The 17,228-nt window shown below is 72.6% G+C and carries 15 protein-coding genes and 1 pseudogene; 14 read left to right on the top strand and 2 right to left on the bottom strand.

What is annotated here, in order from left to right; translation table 11 throughout:
• The first annotated feature begins 128 nt into the window (after positions 1–128).
• The 6 genes from IE145_RS17505 (at position 129) to IE145_RS17480 (ending at position 7,759) form a co-directional block, all read left to right on the top strand.
• Complete coding sequence (locus IE145_RS17505; protein WP_189525963.1) at positions 129–815, top strand: hypothetical protein; 687 nt, start codon at positions 129–131, stop codon at positions 813–815.
• Positions 816–3,032: a bifunctional polysaccharide deacetylase/glycosyltransferase family 2 protein gene (locus tag IE145_RS17500; RefSeq protein WP_373296597.1), complete on the top strand. Its 2,217-nt coding sequence runs from the start codon at positions 816–818 to the stop codon at positions 3,030–3,032. It abuts the gene before it with no gap.
• A complete protein-coding gene (locus IE145_RS17495) occupies positions 3,029–4,192 on the top strand; it encodes an acyltransferase family protein (protein ID WP_189525961.1) in 1,164 nt (387 codons plus the stop codon). Before IE145_RS17500 ends, IE145_RS17495 begins: the two co-directional genes overlap by 4 nt.
• A 135-nt stretch (positions 4,193–4,327) precedes the next feature.
• Positions 4,328–5,659 (top strand): nitrate/nitrite transporter, encoded by a 1,332-nt coding sequence (locus IE145_RS17490; protein WP_189525960.1) that lies wholly within the window; start codon positions 4,328–4,330, stop codon positions 5,657–5,659.
• 196 nt (positions 5,660–5,855) lie between these two features.
• Positions 5,856–6,998 carry a uroporphyrinogen-III synthase gene (locus tag IE145_RS17485; protein WP_189525959.1) on the top strand — a complete coding sequence of 381 codons (1,143 nt, stop codon included), beginning with the start codon at positions 5,856–5,858 and terminating at the stop codon, positions 6,996–6,998.
• 197 nt (positions 6,999–7,195) lie between these two features.
• Positions 7,196–7,759, top strand: coding sequence for a GNAT family N-acetyltransferase (locus IE145_RS17480; protein ID WP_189525958.1), 564 nt, complete (start codon positions 7,196–7,198; stop codon positions 7,757–7,759).
• Here IE145_RS17480 and IE145_RS17475 read toward each other — a convergent pair.
• Positions 7,692–8,315 (bottom strand): GNAT family N-acetyltransferase, encoded by a 624-nt coding sequence (locus IE145_RS17475; protein WP_189525957.1) that lies wholly within the window; start codon positions 8,313–8,315, stop codon positions 7,692–7,694. The two genes, IE145_RS17480 and IE145_RS17475, sit on opposite strands and share 68 nt — an antisense overlap.
• 129 nt (positions 8,316–8,444) lie before the next feature.
• Between IE145_RS17475 and IE145_RS17470 the strand changes: the two genes are divergently transcribed.
• From IE145_RS17470 to IE145_RS17445, 6 genes are all read left to right on the top strand, one after another.
• Entirely contained in the window at positions 8,445–9,131 is a 687-nt protein-coding gene (locus tag IE145_RS17470) for a CGNR zinc finger domain-containing protein (RefSeq protein ID WP_189525956.1), read from the top strand.
• Between the two features lie 66 nt (positions 9,132–9,197).
• The gene (locus tag IE145_RS17465; protein WP_189525955.1) at positions 9,198–9,785 is read left to right on the top strand and encodes a sigma-70 family RNA polymerase sigma factor; all 588 of its coding nucleotides are present in this window, start codon (positions 9,198–9,200) and stop codon (positions 9,783–9,785) included.
• Complete coding sequence (locus IE145_RS17460) at positions 9,782–10,765, top strand: anti-sigma factor family protein (protein WP_189525954.1); 984 nt, start codon at positions 9,782–9,784, stop codon at positions 10,763–10,765. Before IE145_RS17465 ends, IE145_RS17460 begins: the two co-directional genes overlap by 4 nt.
• Positions 10,766–10,866: 101 nt before the next feature.
• Positions 10,867–13,239 (top strand): HelD family protein, encoded by a 2,373-nt coding sequence (locus tag IE145_RS17455; RefSeq protein ID WP_189525953.1) that lies wholly within the window; start codon positions 10,867–10,869, stop codon positions 13,237–13,239.
• 413 nt (positions 13,240–13,652) lie between these two features.
• On the top strand, positions 13,653–15,089 hold the full coding sequence (locus tag IE145_RS17450) for an NAD-dependent malic enzyme (RefSeq protein WP_189525952.1): 1,437 nt from the start codon (positions 13,653–13,655) through the stop codon (positions 15,087–15,089).
• Positions 15,090–15,465: 376 nt separating this feature from the next.
• Positions 15,466–15,747 (top strand): HU family DNA-binding protein, encoded by a 282-nt coding sequence (locus IE145_RS17445; protein ID WP_003968811.1) that lies wholly within the window; start codon positions 15,466–15,468, stop codon positions 15,745–15,747.
• Positions 15,748–15,859: 112 nt separating this feature from the next.
• Here the strand turns inward: IE145_RS17445 and IE145_RS17440 are convergent, their stop codons facing one another.
• Positions 15,860–16,318 carry a DUF2000 domain-containing protein gene (locus IE145_RS17440; RefSeq protein ID WP_189525951.1) on the bottom strand — a complete coding sequence of 153 codons (459 nt, stop codon included), beginning with the start codon at positions 16,316–16,318 and terminating at the stop codon, positions 15,860–15,862.
• Between IE145_RS17440 and IE145_RS33940 the strand changes: the two are divergent.
• Positions 16,317–16,637 (top strand): annotated as a pseudogene (locus tag IE145_RS33940) (AraC family ligand binding domain-containing protein); the annotation flags it as partial. The gene IE145_RS17440 and the pseudogene IE145_RS33940 overlap by 2 nt on opposite strands.
• Before the next feature lie 10 nt (positions 16,638–16,647).
• A complete protein-coding gene (locus IE145_RS33935) occupies positions 16,648–17,220 on the top strand; it encodes a helix-turn-helix transcriptional regulator (protein WP_373296596.1) in 573 nt (190 codons plus the stop codon).
• Positions 17,221–17,228 lie beyond the last annotated feature (8 nt).

Raw genomic sequence — 17,228 nt, 5'->3', positions numbered from 1 at the left:
GTGCGCTACATTCATCGTCCGGGTGCATGGACACCAGGTTCGTGGACGGGTGGGGGCCCAGTCCGACAGTAAAGAACCAGTCAAGTTCGGTGCGCCTGAGTCATTGAGTGGGGGGATGGGCTGCACCTGTGGACAATTGGCGCGAAGGCATGAGAACCGGGCACACGCACGAGCCCAACGACGCGACGATCCAGCTCGACGGACTGGGCCGTCAGCTCGCCGAACTGCCCGGCGAACCCGCCCCGCCGGAGGGCTCCGACGGCCCCGTCTTCGTCGACGAGAGCGGCCGCCGCAGCAAGACGTTCCGACGCCTCGGCTGGGTCCTCGCCACGGTCTGCACCGGTTACGCCGTGACGCTGGTCTTCGCCGTCCTCGGCGGAAACTCCAGCGCCCCCTGGCTGCCCCTGTCCGGGCCCAAGGAGGAGGCGCAGGCGGAGCAGGTCGAGGACCTTCCCGAGACCGGCACCGTCGACGACGGCCTGTCCGACGACGGCGCCCCGGAGCCGGGGCCCAGCGCCTCCGGCTCCCCGACGGCCGACGCGTCCGGCACCCCCGCGGGCGCCACCCCGTCGGCCACCTCCGTGGTCGTGCCCGCCGGCTCGGCGGAGCGCCCGTCCGCGTCCGCCCCCGCGGACCCGTCCCGCCCCGCCACGGGCGGTGGCGGCGGTGGCGCCACGAAGCCGGCCCCCACGACCTCGGCCGCCGAACCGCCGGTCGACCCCACGCCACCGACCACCGAGCCGGAGCCGACCGAATCGACGGCTCCGCCCGTCGAGGACCCCGAACAGCCGGTGCAAGAAGAGAGCGCCCCGTAAATGAACTCCCCCGCCAGGCGGGGCAGGAACGGCAAGGACAGCAGGAAGAGCAGGGCGTCCCGTGGCCGGAGCCGGCTCAGGCTCCCCATGCGCTACCTCCTGCCGACGACCCTTCTCGTAGCCCTGCTCGCGATGCTGATGCTGCGCGGATACGTGCACAGCGAGATCCTCGCCGACCACCGGGTCCGCGACGCCGCCCCCACCCACCGGGTGCCGAAGGACGTCCTGACCGGCGGGCCCGTCATCGACGCCCGCTCCGGTGACGCGAAGACCCTGCGCATACCCGACCGCCGGATCGTCCTGACCTTCGATGACGGCCCGGACCCGGTGTGGACGCCGAAGGTGCTCGACAAGCTGAAGGAGTACGACGCCCACGGCGTCTTCTTCGTCACCGGCAACATGGCCGCCCGCCACCCGGACCTGGTCCGGCGGATGGTGGAGGAGGGCCACGAACTCGGCCTGCACACCTTCAACCACCCCGACCTCTCCTACCAGTCCACCGCGCGCATCGACTGGGAGCTGTCGCAGAACCAGCTGGCGCTGGCGGGCGCGGCGGGCATCCGCACCTCGATCTTCCGGCCGCCCTACTCCTCCTTCTCGGACGCCATGGACAACAAGTCCTGGCCGGTCACCGAGTACATCGGCAGCCGCGGCTACCTCACCGTCGTCAACGACACCGACAGCGAGGACTGGAAGCGCCCCGGGGTCCGGGCGATCGTCGAGCGGGCCACGCCGAAGAACGGCAAGGGCGCGATCATCCTGATGCACGACTCCGGCGGCGACCGCTCGCAGACCGTGGCCGCGCTCGACACCCTCCTGCCGGACCTCAAGGAGAAGGGCTACACCTTCACCCGCCTCACCACGGCCCTGGACGCCCCGAGCGCGCACACCCCGGTCACCGGGTTCGCCCTGTGGAAGGGCAAGGCGTTCGTCTCCGCCGTCGCCGTGTCCGAACGGGTCACCGGCGTCCTGGTCGTCGGGCTCGCCGCCATCGGCGCCCTGGTGCTGGCCCGCTTCGGCCTGATGCTGCTGCTCTCCTTCCTGCACGCCCGCAAGGTCCGCCGCAGGAACTTCAGCTGGGGCGAACCCCTGCGCCGCCCGGTCTCCGTCCTGGTCCCCGCGTACAACGAACGCGAGTGCATCGAGGCGACCGTGCGCTCCCTGGCCGCCAGTGAGCACCCCATCGAGATCATCGTCATCGACGACGGCTCCACCGACGGCACCGCGGACCTGGTCGAGGCCATGCGGATGCCGCACGTACGCGTGGTGCGCCAGCGGAACGCGGGCAAGCCCGCCGCCCTCAACAACGGCATCCGGCACGCCCGCTACGACATCGTCGTGATGATGGACGGCGACACCGTCTTCGAACCGGCCACGGTCCGCGAGCTGGTCCAGCCGTTCGCCGACCCCCGGGTCGGGGCCGTCGCGGGCAACGCCAAGGTCGGCAACCGCGACTCCCTCATCGGCGCCTGGCAGCACATCGAGTACGTGATGGGCTTCAACCTGGACCGCCGGATGTACGACGTGCTCGGCTGCATGCCCACCATCCCCGGCGCCGTCGGGGCGTTCCGCCGCGAGGCCCTGGAGCGGGTCGGCGGGATGAGCGAGGACACCCTCGCCGAGGACACCGACGTCACCATGGCCCTGCACCGGGACGGCTGGCGGGTCGTCTACGCCGAGAACGCCCGCGCCTGGACCGAGGCCCCGGAGTCCGTGCAGCAGCTCTGGTCGCAGCGCTACCGGTGGAGCTACGGCACCATGCAGGCGATCTGGAAGCACCGCCGCGCGGTCATCGAACGCGGGCCCTCGGGCCGCTTCGGGCGGGTCGGCCTGCCGTTCGTCTCCCTGTTCATGGTCGTCGCCCCGCTGCTCGCGCCGCTCATCGACGTGTTCCTGCTGTACGGACTCGTCTTCGGCCCGACCGGCAAGACGGTGGCCGCGTGGTTCGGCGTGCTGGTCGTCCAGGCGGTCTGCGCCGCGTACGCCTTCCGGCTGGACAGGGAACGCATGACGCACCTCCTCTCGCTGCCGCTCCAGCAGATCCTCTACCGCCAGCTCATGTACGTCGTGCTGCTCCAGTCCTGGATCACCGCGCTCACCGGCGGCCGGCTGCGCTGGCAGAAGCTGCGCCGCACCGGCGCGGTGGAGGCCCCCGGCGGCGTCTCCGCCCAGCGGCGCGGCTCCGGGGCCGTCCCCGAGAGGAGGCCCGTCGGATGAGCGCCGCCACCGTGCCCGCCGGAACCCCCGTGGTGCCCCCCGCCGCCCAGGGGAAGCCCGGCCGGGACCGCTATCTCGACCTGCTCCGGACGATCGCCCTGGTCCGCGTGGTGATCTACCACATCTTCGGCTGGGCCTGGCTGACCATCCTGTTCCCCTCGATGGGCGTGATGTTCGCCCTGGCCGGCTCGTTGATGGCCCGTTCGCTGGGCCGCCCGGCCCTGGGCGTCGTCCGGGGCCGGATCCGCCGCCTGCTGCCGCCCATGTGGGTGTTCGCGCTCGTCGTCGTACCGATGATGTTCGCGCTGGGCTGGCAGCCGGTGAAGTCGGAGGGCGCCTGGTGGTTCGTCAAGCTCGCCTGGTACGTCTTCCCGGTCGGTGCTCCCCCCTTCCCCTGGTCCAGCGGTGACCGGGCAGGACTGCTGGAGGACACCTGGGCGGTCCAGGCGGCCGGGCCCCTCTGGTACATCCGCGCCTACCTCTGGTTCGTCCTCGCCTCGCCCCTGCTGCTCCGGGCGTTCCGCAGGCTGCCCTGGGCGACGCTGCTCGCCCCGCTCGGCCTGACCGCCGTGATCGGCACCGGCCTGGTGACCGTCCCGGGCGAGACCGGCAACGCGCTGACCGACTTCGCGGTCTTCGGCTCCTGCTGGATCCTGGGCTTCGCCCACCACGACGGCCTGTTCAAGGACGTGCCGCGCTACCTCACGATCTCGCTGGCGTCGATCGTCATGGGCTTCGGGCTGTGGTGGGCCTCCGGGCACCTCACGGCGGACGGCTGGGACCTCAACGACATCCCGCTGGCCCAGGCGGCCTGGTCGCTCGGCTTCTGCGTGATCCTGCTCCAGTACGCCCCGTCCTGGCGGGAACTGCCCGGCCGGCTGGCCCGCTTCGACCGGCTGGTCACGCTCGCCAACAACCGGGCCGTGACGATCTACCTCTGGCACAACCTGCTGATCATGGCGACGATCCCGCTGCTCGACCTCCTCTGGGAGATCCCGTACGTGGACGCGCACCTGGGATCGGCGGTCGAGGCCGGGTACACCCTGCTGATGACCCTGCTCGTCTGGCCGCTGATCGCGCTCATGATCGTCGCCGTGGGCTGGGTGGAGGACGTCGCCGCCAGACGCCGGCCCCGCCTCTGGCCGGACGGCGGACGGTAGCGGGCACCGCATCTCACCGGGCCGGGAACGGCCCGGTGAGAGCAAGGTTGCGCACCGGTCACCTCGCGGCACCACGCCGAAACGCGGGCTCCCTAGCGTCGGGAACAACACCCCGACCCCCCGTGGAGGCGCGTGATGGCAGGCCGTTGGATCGAGACCTGGGAGCCCGAGGACGAGACGTTCTGGCGGGAGAAAGGCGAACGGGTCGCCCGCCGCAACCTCTGGTTCTCCGTGCTCTCCGAGCACATCGGATTCTCGGTCTGGACCCTGTGGTCGGTGATGGTCCTCTTCATGGGACCGGAGTACGGCATCGACCCGGCCGGGAAGTTCTTCCTCATCTCGACCGCCACCCTCGTCGGCGCGCTGGTGCGGGTCCCGTACACCTTCGCCGTCGCCCGCTTCGGCGGCCGCAACTGGACGATCTTCAGCGCGGTGAGCCTGCTCGTCCCGACCCTGGCCGCGTTCTGGGTGATGGAGCCCGGAACCTCGTACGGCACATTCGTCGCGGTCGCGGCGCTCACCGGCATCGGCGGCGGCAACTTCGCCTCGTCGATGACCAACATCAACGCCTTCTTCCCGCTGCGCAAGAAGGGCTGGGCGCTCGGACTCAACGCGGGCGGCGGCAACATCGGCGTCCCCGTCGTCCAGCTCGTCGGCCTGCTCGTCATCGGCACCCTGGGCGCCTCGCACCCCCGGGTCGTCCTCGGCGTGTACCTCCCGCTGATCATCCTGGCCGCCCTCTGCGCGGCCCTGTACATGGACAACCTGCGGCCCGTGAAGAACGACACCGGGGCCGCGCTGGAGGCCCTCCGCGACCCGCACACCTGGATCATGTCGGTCCTCTACATCGGCACCTTCGGCTCGTTCATCGGCTACAGCTTCGCCTTCGGCCTGGTGCTCCAGACCCAGTTCGGCCGGACCCCGCTCCAGGCCGCCTCGCTCACCTTCATCGGCCCGCTGCTGGGCTCCCTGATCCGGCCCGTCGGGGGCCGCCTCGCCGACCGGTACGGCGGGGCGCGCATCACCCTGGCCACGTTCGTCGCGATGGCCGCCGCCACCGGCGTCGTCATCCACGCCTCGGGGACCGCCTCGCTGCCGGTCTTCCTCACCGGTTTCACCGCCCTGTTCGTCCTGACGGGCCTCGGCAACGGATCGACGTACAAGATGATCCCCGGCATCTTCCACACCAAGGCGCTCGCCCGGGGCCTGGACAGTGAGGCGGCCGCCGCCCACGGACGACGGCTCTCCGGCGCGGCCATGGGACTGATCGGGGCCGTCGGCGCCCTCGGCGGCCTGGCGATCAACCTCGCCTTCCGCCAGTCCTTCCAGGGCTCCGGCACCGGAACCGCGGCCTTCTGGTCCTTCCTCGCCTTCTACGGGGTGTGCACCGCGATCACCTGGGCGGTATACCTTCGCCGCCCCGCACCGGTGCCCGCCCGGGCCCAGCTCGGCTACGCGGAGGTGTAGGAACGGCACGGTCCGGCGTCGTCGGACGTAACGGCCGGGACATCGGACGTAACGGCCGGGAAATACGGGGGAACCGAGCCTGTCACGCACGGTTGGCAGGCTCGGGCCTCCGCACATCACCTCATCAGCGGAAGTCATCGCGTATCAGCGGGAAACCATCGCGCACCAGCGGGAACACGGGAGCCGGGAACACGCCATGCAGGACGACGACACAACGCACGGCCCCCTCGCGGGCTTCACCGTCGGGGTGACCGCCGCCCGCCGGGCCGAGGAGCTGGGCACCCTCCTCAAGCGCCGCGGGGCCGCCGTCCTGCACGCCCCCGCCCTGCGGATCGTGCAGCTCGCTGACGACAGCGAGCTCCTCGCCGCCACCAAGGAGTTGATCGGCCACGCCCCCGACGTGGCGGTCGCCACCACCGCGATCGGTTTCCGCGGCTGGATCGAGGCGGCCGACGGCTGGGGCATCGGTGACGCGCTCCTGGAGACCCTGCGCGGGGTGGAACTCCTCGCCCGGGGTCCCAAGGTCAAGGGCGCGATCCGGGCCGCCGGGCTCTCCGAGGCCTGGTCGCCCGGGTCCGAATCGATGGCCGAGGTCCTCGACCGGCTCCTCGCCGAGGGCGTCGCCGGACGCCGGGTCGCCCTCCAACTGCACGGCGAACCGCTGCCCGGCTTCGTCGAGTCCCTGACGGCCGCGGGCGCCGAGGTCGTCGTCGTCCCCGTCTACCGCTGGATGCCGCCGCAGGACCTCGCCCCGCTCGACCGGATGCTCGACGTCACGGCCGCCCGGGGCCTGGACGCGATCGCCTTCACCAGCGCGCCCGCCGCCGCCTCGTTCCTGGGCCGGGCCGAGACCCGCGGACTGCTCCCGGAGGTCCTCGGCGCCCTGCGCGACGACGTGCTGGTCGCCTGCGTCGGACCGGTCACCGCCCTCCCGCTCCAGGCCCGGGGCATCGACACCCTCCAGCCCGAACGCTTCCGGCTCGGCCCCCTCGTCCAGCTGATGTGCGCCCATCTTCCGGCGGCCGCCCGCATCCTGCCCGTCGCCGGACACCGCGTCGAGATCCGGGGCCACGCCGTCCTCGTCGACGACGAACTGCGCGCGGTGCCGCCCGCGGGCATGGCCCTCCTGCACGCGCTGGCCCGCCGCCCCGGCTGGGTGGTGGCCCGCGCCGACCTGCTGCGGGCCCTGCCCGGCAGCGGCTCCGACGAGCACGCGGTGGAGACGGCGATGGCCCGGCTGCGCTCGGCGCTGGGCGTGCCCCGGCTGATCCAGACGGTCGTCAAGCGCGGCTACCGGCTGGCGCTGGACCCGTCGGCGGACACGAAGTACGGGCGCTGACGGCCCCCTCGGCACGAGCCGGCCCCTCAGCAGGAGCCGGCCCCCCAGCAGGAGCTGGGCCGCGTCCGTAGGAGTCGGGCGCCCTCAGCAGGAGCCGGCCCCCCAGCAGGAGCCGGCCCGCGTCCGTAGGAGCCGGGCCCCCGTCAGGAGCCGGGCCGCGTCCCTGGGAGTCCGGCCGCCCCGGATAGCGTGACCCGATGACCGACCACACCCACCTGCTCGCCGCGGACGTGGCCTTCCGGCCCGCCGAACTCGCCGACGCGCCCTCCTTCGCCGCCACCCTCACCCGTAACCGCGCGTACATGCGCCGCTGGGAGCCCGTGCGCTCCGAGGCCTTCTACACCGTCGAGGGCCAGGCCGCCCGGCTCACCGCCCTGCTGGCCGACCGGGACGCCGGGCGGGCCATGCCCTGGGTGCTCGCGGACCCCGACGACCGGGTGATCGGCGCCTTCACGCTCTCCGCGATCGAGCGGGGCCCGTTCCGCAACGGCCGCCTCGGCTACTGGGTCGCCGAGGGCCACGCCGGGCGCGGCCTCGCCACCGCGGCCGTCCGCGCGGTCTGCGAGGCGGCCCGCGACCGGCTCGGCCTGCACCGCGTCGAGGCCGCGACCGTCACCGACAACGTCCCCTCCCAACGGGTGCTCGCCAAGGCCGGGTTCGAACGGACCGGCACCGCGCCCGGCTATCTGCACATCAACGCCCGCTGGCGCGACCACCATCTCTTCCAGCGGCTTCTCCACGACGACCCGCCGACGGGCTGACCGCCACGGCCGCCGGAGCCTCGCGCACATGCACATGGCCGTCCAGGGGGTACTTCGGCGGCAGCGCCGGGATCACCCGCGCCAACGGGTATCCGCACTTCTCCGCCACCCGGCACGACGCGACGTTGTCGAGTTGGTGCAGCAGCTCCAGCCGGGTCGGGCCCTGTTCGGCGAAGGCCGTGAACGCCCAGTCGGTGAGCGCCGTCAGCGCCCGTGGGGCGACGCCCCGGCCGCGCGCCGAGGCCGTCGTCCAATAGCCCACCTCCGCACGGTCGCTCACCGGATCCGGCCGCTTCAGCACGACGTTGCCGAGCGGTTCACGCTCCCGCCCGGTCTCCGTGACGGCGAAGGCGAAGCGGGTGCCCGCCGCCCACCCCGTACGCTGCGCCTCCAGCCAGTCGGCCGCCCCCTCCGGCCCGGAGACCTGGGTGTCCAGCCACCGTCGCATCGCCGGATCCTCGTACGCCCGCAGCAGCGCGGCCAGATCCCCCTCGTGCCACCGGCGCAGCCGCAGTCCCCCGAAGCCGATGAAGGCGCTCGCGTCGTACGGGTCCATGCGAATCTCCCCCTCGTGTCCCACGGTCATCACGGTACGGGGGCGGCGGCGGGGGTTCCGGCCGGGCTCCGACAGGAGCACTCTGGGGAGGGGCGTTCCACCGGGTGACCCAGGGCGGTGAGCGGGATCATGGCAGCGGGCAGGGGTGCGCGGATGTGGCGGTTCGACGCGGGCCGGATCTGCCTCGACCTCGTGGCCACGGAACGGGCGGGCGGAGTCCCCGGCACCTGCGAACAGCTCGTCTCTCCGGGCCACTTGGCCCGGTGGCTCACCGACGCCCGGCTTGTCCCGCCGGGCACCGCGCTGGCGGCGCTGGACGAGGCCTGGGTGGCTCGATTCCACGAACTGCGCTCCGATGTCTTGCGGTTGATGGCGGCTCAGCTCGACGGCCCCCCGGCCGACGGTGCGCTGGAGCGGGTCAATTCCCTTGCTTCCGCAGCGCCTCCGGGCCCCCGGGCGGTGCGCGGCGCGGACGGCGGCCTCGTACGCGTCCTGAGCGGAGCGCCCGACTGCGCGGGTCTCCTCGCCGTCGTCGCCCGGGACGCGGTGGACCTGCTCACCGACCCCGTCGCGCGGGCCGCCCTGCGCCGTTGCCAGGGGGAGGCCTGCCACCGGCTCTACCTGGACACCTCGCGCGGCGGCCGGCGGCGCTGGTGCTCCGGCGAGGTCTGCGGCAACCGTGAACGGGTCGCCCGGCACCGGCGCCGCATCTCCGGGACGACCGGTGCGTCCGGCCCGGCGGCACCCGGCGCGTACGGCCCGGGTGAACCCGGCCCGCCCGGCCCGGAGAAAGAAATTCCGCCCGGCGTTGAATGAACCGGCGCACCCTCCCGTATCGATGGTCCAGGAGCTCGTTTCAGAGGTCTCGACCGGGAGGTTCGGGTGCGCAAGGATGCGGCCGTGGCCGATGACCGTCCGCCCAGGGCTCGACATCGCAGTGAGCCGCCCTCGTCCCCCTCCGGGATACCGGACGAGGAACTGATGCGGGCGCTGTACCGCGAACACGCCGGGCCGCTGCTCGCGTACGTCCTCCGACTCGTCGCGGGCGACCGCCAGCGGGCCGAGGACGTGGTGCAGGAGACGCTCATCCGTGCCTGGAAGAACGCCGGCCGGCTCAACCGGGCCACCGGCTCCGTCCGACCCTGGCTGGTGACGGTCGCCCGGCGCATCGTCATCGACAACCACCGCAGCCGGCAGGCCCGGCCGCGCGAGGTCGATCCGTCGCCGCTGGAGGTCATTCCCGCGGAGGACGAGATCGACAAGGCGCTGTGGCTGATGACGCTCTCGGACGCGCTCGAAGATTTGACCCCCGCGCACCGGGAAGCATTGGTCGAGACCTACTTCAAGGGGCGTACGGTCAACGAGGCCGCCGACGTGCTCGGTGTCCCCAGCGGGACCGTGCGGTCCCGGGTGTTCTACGCACTGCGCTCGATGAAGCTCGCACTCGAAGAGAGGGGGATCACGGCATGAGCGACCAGCAGTGGCAGCCGTTCGGGCCCCGGCCTCCCGGCCACCGCACGCCGTCCGGTCCCTCAAGTCCCCCGTATGCGGCGGGCCCCGCACACCCCTCGGGGCCCGCGCACCTCACCGGCGTCCCCGGCCCGTCCGGCCCGCCGGGTTCCTCCCGCCCGCCCGGACGCTTCGGCGCCGGTCCCGGCCGCGGTCCGGAGCCCGCCGGCTCCGAAGGGTCCGAGCACGACGCGGCCGCCGCGTACGTCCTCGGCATCCTCGACGACGCCCAGGCCGGCGAGTTCGAGGCCCATCTCGCGGGCTGCGCCCGGTGCGCCGCGCATCTCGACGAGTTCGCGGGGATGGAGCCGATGCTCGCGATGCTCTCCGAGGCCCCGTCCGCCGTGCCCGGCGCCCGCCCCGTACCGCATGTGCCCGAGAAGCCCGCGCCCCGGCTGCTGGGCGGACTGATGGACGAGGTCGCGCGAAGGCGCCACCGCCGCACCCGGCGCAGCCGGTACTGGGTCGCCGCGGCCGCGGCCCTCATCGTCGGCGGTCCGGTCGCCGCCTTCGCGGTCACGGCGGGTGACGAGCGCGGCGGCGGACCGGTGGCCGTGGGCGAGCCGCACCCCACCAGCCCGGCCGAGGACGCCTTCTTCGAGCACATGACGGAGAAGGTCTCGGCGACCGACCCCACCACCCGGGTCGGCGCGACCGTCGGCATGGAGGAGAAGGCCTGGGGCACGCACACGGTCCTGGAGCTGAAGAACGTCAAGGGACCGCAGAAGTGCACGCTGGTAGCCGTCTCCAGGACCGGTGAGGAGGAGGTCGTCACCTCCTGGTCCGTCCCGCGGTGGGGGTACGGCATCGAGGGCGCGACGAACCCGACGGCCAAGGCCCCGCTGTACGTGCACGGCGGGGCGGCGATGGACCGCGAGGACATCGCCCGCTTCGAGGTGCGGACCTTCGACGGGGAGCGGCTGGTGGAGATCGGGGCCTGACCAGGGCGCGACGCGCGACCGCCTGCCGGTCGGCAGGTGCGCCCGGGCCCCCTTCGCTATAGGGTTGACGGCTGCCCAGTGCCGTTAAGAAGGGGGCCTCGGTGGCCGCGCAGGATGCCGCTGTCGAATCGCTGCGGGACCGGGAAATCGGTGTCGAGCAAGAGCATCTCGACCGTGTTTATCACCGCCTCGAAGAGAAGATCCACGAGGCGGAATTCCTCATGAACGACGCCGTCAAGCGCGGCCAGGTCGGTACCCCCGGCGCGCTCGCGGAGCGGGACGCCCAGGTGTTCCGGGCAGGGATCCACCTCAACCGGCTGAACAGCGAGTTCGAGGACTTCCTCTTCGGGCGGATCGATCTGCTGCTCGGCAAGGACGGGGAGCGCGGCCCGGACGGCGCGTACACCTCCGTGGAGCCGGCCGAGGACTCCGTGCGCGACGACGGCACCGCCGATATCGCGGAGACGCTCCACATCGGCCGGATCGGGGTCCTGGACTCCGACTACGCGCCGCTGGTGATCGACTGGCGCGCCCCGGCCGCCGCCCCGTTCTACCGCTCCACCCCGAAGGATCCGGGCCGGGTGGTTCGCCGCCGGGTCATCCGCTCCAAGGGCCGCAAGGTCCTCGGGGTCGAGGACGATCTGATGCGCCCGGAGCTGACGGCGTTCCTCGGCGGCGAGAAGCTTCCGGTCATCGGGGACGGCGCGCTGATGGCGGCGCTCGGCCAGGCCCGCAGCCACACCATGCGGGACATCGTCTCCTCCATCCAGGCCGAACAGGACCTGGTCATCCGGGCCCCCGCCGCCTCCGTCACCGAGGTCACCGGCGGCCCCGGCACCGGCAAGACCGCCGTCGCCCTGCACCGGGCGGCCTACCTGCTCTACCAGGACCGGCGGCGGTACGCGGGCGGCATCCTGATCGTCTCGCCCACCCCGCTCCTCGTCGCGTACACCGAAGGGGTGCTGCCCTCGCTCGGCGAGGAGGGCCAGGTCGCGATCCGCGCGATCGGCTCGCTCTCCGACGACGCGGCCGGCCCGGAAGGCGCCACCGCGTACGACGAACCCGCCGTCGCCCGGGTCAAGGGCTCCTCCCGGATGCTCCCCGTGCTGCGCAAGGCGGCCCGGGGCGCCCTGGAGATCTCGCCGCCGGTGAACGGGAGCGGCCAGCTCGCCTTCGGGGAGGAGCCCGCGCAGGCGGCCGCCCCGGCCACCCCCACCCGGCTGCGCGTCGTCGCCTTCGGGGCCCGGATCGAGCTGGAGGCGGACGAACTCAAGCGCATCCGGCACAACGTCCTGGGCGGCACCACACCGGTCAACCTGCTGCGCCCGCGCGCCCGCAAGCTGCTGCTGGACGCCCTGTGGAACAAGTCCTCCGGGCGCGGCCGCTACACCGACCCGGAACTGATCGCGGAGCTGCGCTCCTCGTTCGACGAGGACGTCTCGACCGAGACCCCGTTCCTGGAGTTCCTCGACGCCTGGTGGCCCGAGCTGACGCCCCGCCGGGTGCTCGCCGCGATGGCCGACGAGCGGCGGCTCGCCCGCTGGTCCCGGCGCATCCTCAACCAGGGCGAGGTGCGCCGCCTGGCCCGCTCACTCAAGCGCCTGGACGCGGACGGCGGCGGTCCGCTCTCCGTCCACGACGTGGCGCTCCTGGACGAACTCCAGGCGCTGCTGGGCACCCCCGCCCGGCCCAAGCGCAAGCGCGAGGCCGATCCGCTGGATCAGCTCACCGGGCTGGAGGAGCTGATGCCGCAGCGCGAGGAGACCCAGTGGGAGCGGGCCGAGCGGCTCGCGGCGGAGCGCACGGAGTACGCGCACGTCATCGTCGACGAGGCGCAGGACCTCACTCCGATGCAGTGGCGCATGGTCGGCCGCCGTGGCCGGCACGCCACCTGGACGATCGTCGGCGACCCGGCCCAGTCCTCCTGGTCCGACCCGGACGAGGCGGCCGCGGCCCGGGACGAGGCGCTCGGTTCCCGGCCGCGCCGCCGCTTCACCCTCACCGTCAACTACCGCAACCCGGCGGAGATCGCGGAGCTGGCCGCCAAGGTGCTGGCGCTGGCGATGCCCGGCATGGAGTCCCCGGCGGCGGTCCGCTCGACCGGGGTGGTGCCGCGCTTCGAGCCGGTCCGCGAGGCGGGCCTGGCCGCCACGGTCCGCGAGGAGGCCGCCCGGCTGCTGGAGCAGGTGGACGGCACGGTCGGCGTGGTCGTCGCGATGAACCGGCGCGCCCAGGCCCGCGAGTGGCTGGCGGAGCTGGGGGAGCGGGTGGTGGCGCTGGGCAGCCTGGAGGCCAAGGGGCTGGAGTACGACGCCACGGTGGTCGTCTCGCCGGCGGAGATCGCGGACGAGTCCCCGGCCGGGCTGCGCGTGCTGTACGTGGCGCTGACCCGGGCGACGCAGCAGCTCACGGTGGTCTCGGGGGAGCGGGACATGCCGGACGAGGACGGGGTGCCGGACCTGCTCAGGGACTGACACGGAAGGGTTTCGAGAGTCAACCCGGCGCACGGGAATCACTTTTCCGGGGTCTTTGTTACCTTGGTACTGGCACCGGCTCGATCCAAGCCCCCGGGCCCAACCTTCGTCGCTTCGAGCGACCACTTGCCGCGAGGCGAGCATGGCGGGTCGGTGCCATCTCAACGGAAAAGACAGACCCGCGCCACCTTCCGGTGGCGCGGGTCTGTTGTCGTTGTGGGCGGTCCGTCGGCGCTTTCCGGCCCGTTGGGGGTTCCGCCGAACGGGTGATCTCTCGTATGGTGGAAACTACTTTCCGAAAGACGGCAGTCATTACCGGCTACCAGTCGGTAGGTGCGACGATCGGAAGGCACATCTGGAACCCACCCTCCGGATGTGCGGCAATGAAGCTAAGGAAAGCGAAGGACTCGGCCATGGCAACGGCGCCCAGCGTCTCGTACTCGATGACGGTCAGGCTGGAGGTGCCCGCGAGCGGCACCGCGGTCTCCCAGCTCACCACGGCCGTCGAGTCCTCCGGGGGCTCGGTCACCGGCCTCGACGTGACCGCGTCCGGCCACGAGAAGCTGCGGATCGACGTCACCATCGCCGCCTCCTCCACCTCGCACGCGGACGAGATCGTCGAAGGTCTGCGCGACATCGAGGGCGTCGTGCTGGGCAAGGTCTCCGACCGTACGTTCCTCATGCACCTCGGCGGCAAGATCGAGATGGCGTCCAAGCACCCCATCCGCAACCGTGACGACCTCTCGATGATCTACACCCCCGGTGTCGCCCGGGTCTGCATGGCCATCGCCGAGAACCCCGAGGACGCGCGCCGCCTCACCATCAAGCGCAACTCCGTCGCAGTTGTGACGGACGGCTCCGCCGTGCTCGGCCTCGGCAACATCGGCCCGAAGGCCGCGCTGCCCGTCATGGAGGGCAAGGCGGCCCTCTTCAAGCGCTTCGCCGGCATCGACGCCTGGCCGATCTGCCTGGACACCCAGGACACCGACGCCATCGTCGAGATCGTCAAGGCCATCGCCCCCGGCTTCGCGGGCATCAACCTGGAGGACATCTCCGCCCCCCGCTGCTTCGAGATCGAGGCCCGGCTGCGCGAGGCCCTCGACATCCCCGTCTTCCACGACGACCAGCACGGCACCGCGATCGTCGTGCTCGCCGCCCTCACCAACGCCCTGCGCGTGGTGGGCAAGAACATCGGCGACGTCAGGGTCGTCATGTCCGGCGCGGGCGCGGCCGGTACGGCCATCCTCAAGCTGCTCATCGCCGCGGGCGTCAAGCACGCGGTGGTCGCCGACATCCACGGCGTCGTGCACGCCGGACGCGAGGACCTGGTCGCCGCCGACCCCGACTCGCCGCTGCGCTGGATCGCCGACAACACCAACCCCGAGGGCGTCACCGGCACCCTCAAGCAGGCCGTCGCCGGCGCCGACGTCTTCATCGGCGTCTCCGCCCCGAACGTGCTCAACGGCGACGACGTCGCCGCGATGGCGGACGACGCGATCGTGTTCGCGCTCGCGAACCCGGACCCCGAGGTCGACCCCGCGATCGCCCGTCAGACGGCCGCGGTCGTCGCCACCGGCCGCTCGGACTTCCCCAACCAGATCAACAACGTGCTGGTCTTCCCGGGTGTCTTCCGCGGTCTGCTGGACGCTCAGTCCCGCACCGTCAACACGGAGATGATGCTCGCCGCCGCCGGCGCCCTCGCCGACGTGGTCGCCGAGGACGAGGTCAACGCGAACTACATCATCCCCTCGGTCTTCAACGACAAGGTCGCGGGCGCGGTCGCCGGAGCCGTACGGGCCGCCGCGAAGGCCGCCGGCGTCACCGCGGGGGCCCCCTCCCCGGCCGTCTGACGCGGCCGTTTCGGGGTCCTTTCGGGGGGTACGCGCGAAGTGCCCCCGGCCGCACCCGCCCGTGCCGTACGGCGCGTCGCGGGTCGCGGTGCCACAAACGCCCCTTTAGGGTGGGCGGGCAGTGGGCCCTGCGGGGCCCGGCATCCGCTGCGGACCGCTCGGCCAAGTCGACGGAGCGTCACCACGAGCAAACCGTGGCGCTTTTCATTGACTCCGAAGGGTTCCGGATTGGCTTTCCCGCCGCTGGTGGGGGCAGGATGCGTAATCGGGCGAGAGGGTCTGACATCAGACCCGGGTCCGGGGACTGTCAGAGGGCCCTGGCAGCATCGGCTTCGATCTCACGCCTCACAGGCAAGAAGAACACGGGAGTAACAACATGAACCGCAGTGAGCTGGTGGCCGCCCTGGCCGACCGCGCCGAGGTGACTCGCAAGGACGCCGACGCCGTGCTGGCCGCGCTCGCCGAGACCGTCGGTGAGATCGTCGCCAAGGGCGACGAGAAGGTCACCATCCCCGGTTTCCTGACCTTCGAGCGCACCCACCGTGCCGCTCGCACCGCTCGCAACCCGCAGACCGGCGACCCGATCAACATCCCCGCCGGCTACAGCGTGAAGGTCTCCGCGGGCTCGAAGCTCAAGGAAGCCGCCAAGGGCAAGTAACCCCAGGCGCGACGAGGGCGGCCACTCCCGACCAGGGGTGGCCGCCCTTGCGCATGCCAGGGGCACATGCGCCCCGTGGAGCCCCGCCGGTACGCCCGGGGCCCCCGGCACGTCACGGATGCATCCGCGCGCCCTTCAGGGCCTTGTCCACGGCGTTCCGCGGCCCGTACACGGTCAGACCCACCAGGTCCAGCGATTCCCGCCCCACCGCCCGCACCGCAGCGCGGTTGTCCCGGTCGTTGCCCGTGGCGAACAGGTCCGAGGTGAACACGGCCACCGTCAGGGACCGGGCGAGCGCCTTCGTGTGCGCGGCGGTCAGCGTCTCCCGCGCCCCCTCGAAGACCAGCACCGGCTGCCGCAGCATCGGCAGGTACGCGGTCGCGTCGGCGTCCTCGTAGGACTCGCCGATCACCTCCGGTGCCGCCGTCCCCAGGCCGCTCACCAGGAAGGCGGTCACGTTCAGCCGCTGCCAGGTCTCCAGGTCGTCGCGGAGCAGCACCGCGATCTTCGTGTCGAAGCGGACGGGAGCGTTCCCGGGGGCCGCGGTGGGTTCCGTCGTCGTGGTTTCCATGGTTCGAGACTGGCCGCCGCCCCGCCGGAGCGTCTTGTACGTTCTTGGCGTGACCCGCGTGAGCCGCCCGCAGGAGATCTCGGCCTGGCGACCGTCCGTCGCCGGGGTCGTGGAGGTCTTCCACGCCCGCTTCACCGAGCACGCCTACCCCATGCACGTCCACGACGCCTGGACGCTCCTGATCGTCGACGACGGGGCCGTCCGCTACGACCTGGACCGCCACCGGCACGGCACCCCGGACGGCACCGTCAGCCTGCTGCCGCCACAGGTACCGCACAACGGTTCGGCCGCTACCCCGGAGGGCTTGCAAACGGGTGCTCTATCTGGACATGAGCCACCTCGACGCGAGCTTCATCGGACCCGCCGTCGACACCCCCGATCTGGCGGACCCGCTGCTGCGCGTCCGCGTCGCCCGGCTGCACACCGCCCTGGAGGACCCGGGGGACGCGCTGGAGGCGGAGAGCCGCCTGGCGTTCGTCGGGGAGCGGCTGCGCGGCCATCTGCGGCCCGTGGAAGCCCCGGAGCACCCCCGGCCCGGCCCGGGAGTCGCCCGGGACCTGCGCGAGCTGCTGGACGAGCGGCTGCGGGAGGGCATCACGCTCGCCGAGGCCGCCCGGCTGGTCCACGCGCACCCGACCCATCTCGTACGGGCCTTCAGCGCGGCCTACGCGATGCCGCCCCACCAGTACGTGACGGCCCGCCGGGTCGACCTGGCCCGCCGCCTGCTGCTGGAGGGCGTGCCGCCGGGGGAGACGGCCGGTGCGGTCGGCTTCCACGACCAGTCCCACCTCACCCGGCACTTCAAGCGGATCGCGGGCACCACTCCGGGGCGGTTCGCGCGGTCGCGCGGGGGGCCCGGGCCTCGTGAGGGCGGAAAGCCGGCGCCCCGGCCCCCTCGCTGAGGGGACCG

Source organism: Streptomyces sindenensis (genome assembly GCF_014649035.1).
In the GTDB taxonomy this organism is placed as follows: Bacteria; Actinomycetota; Actinomycetes; order Streptomycetales; family Streptomycetaceae; genus Streptomyces; species Streptomyces sindenensis.
The sequence above is the reverse complement of the archived record's forward strand: the minus strand, read 5'-3'. Positions and strand labels throughout refer to the sequence as shown.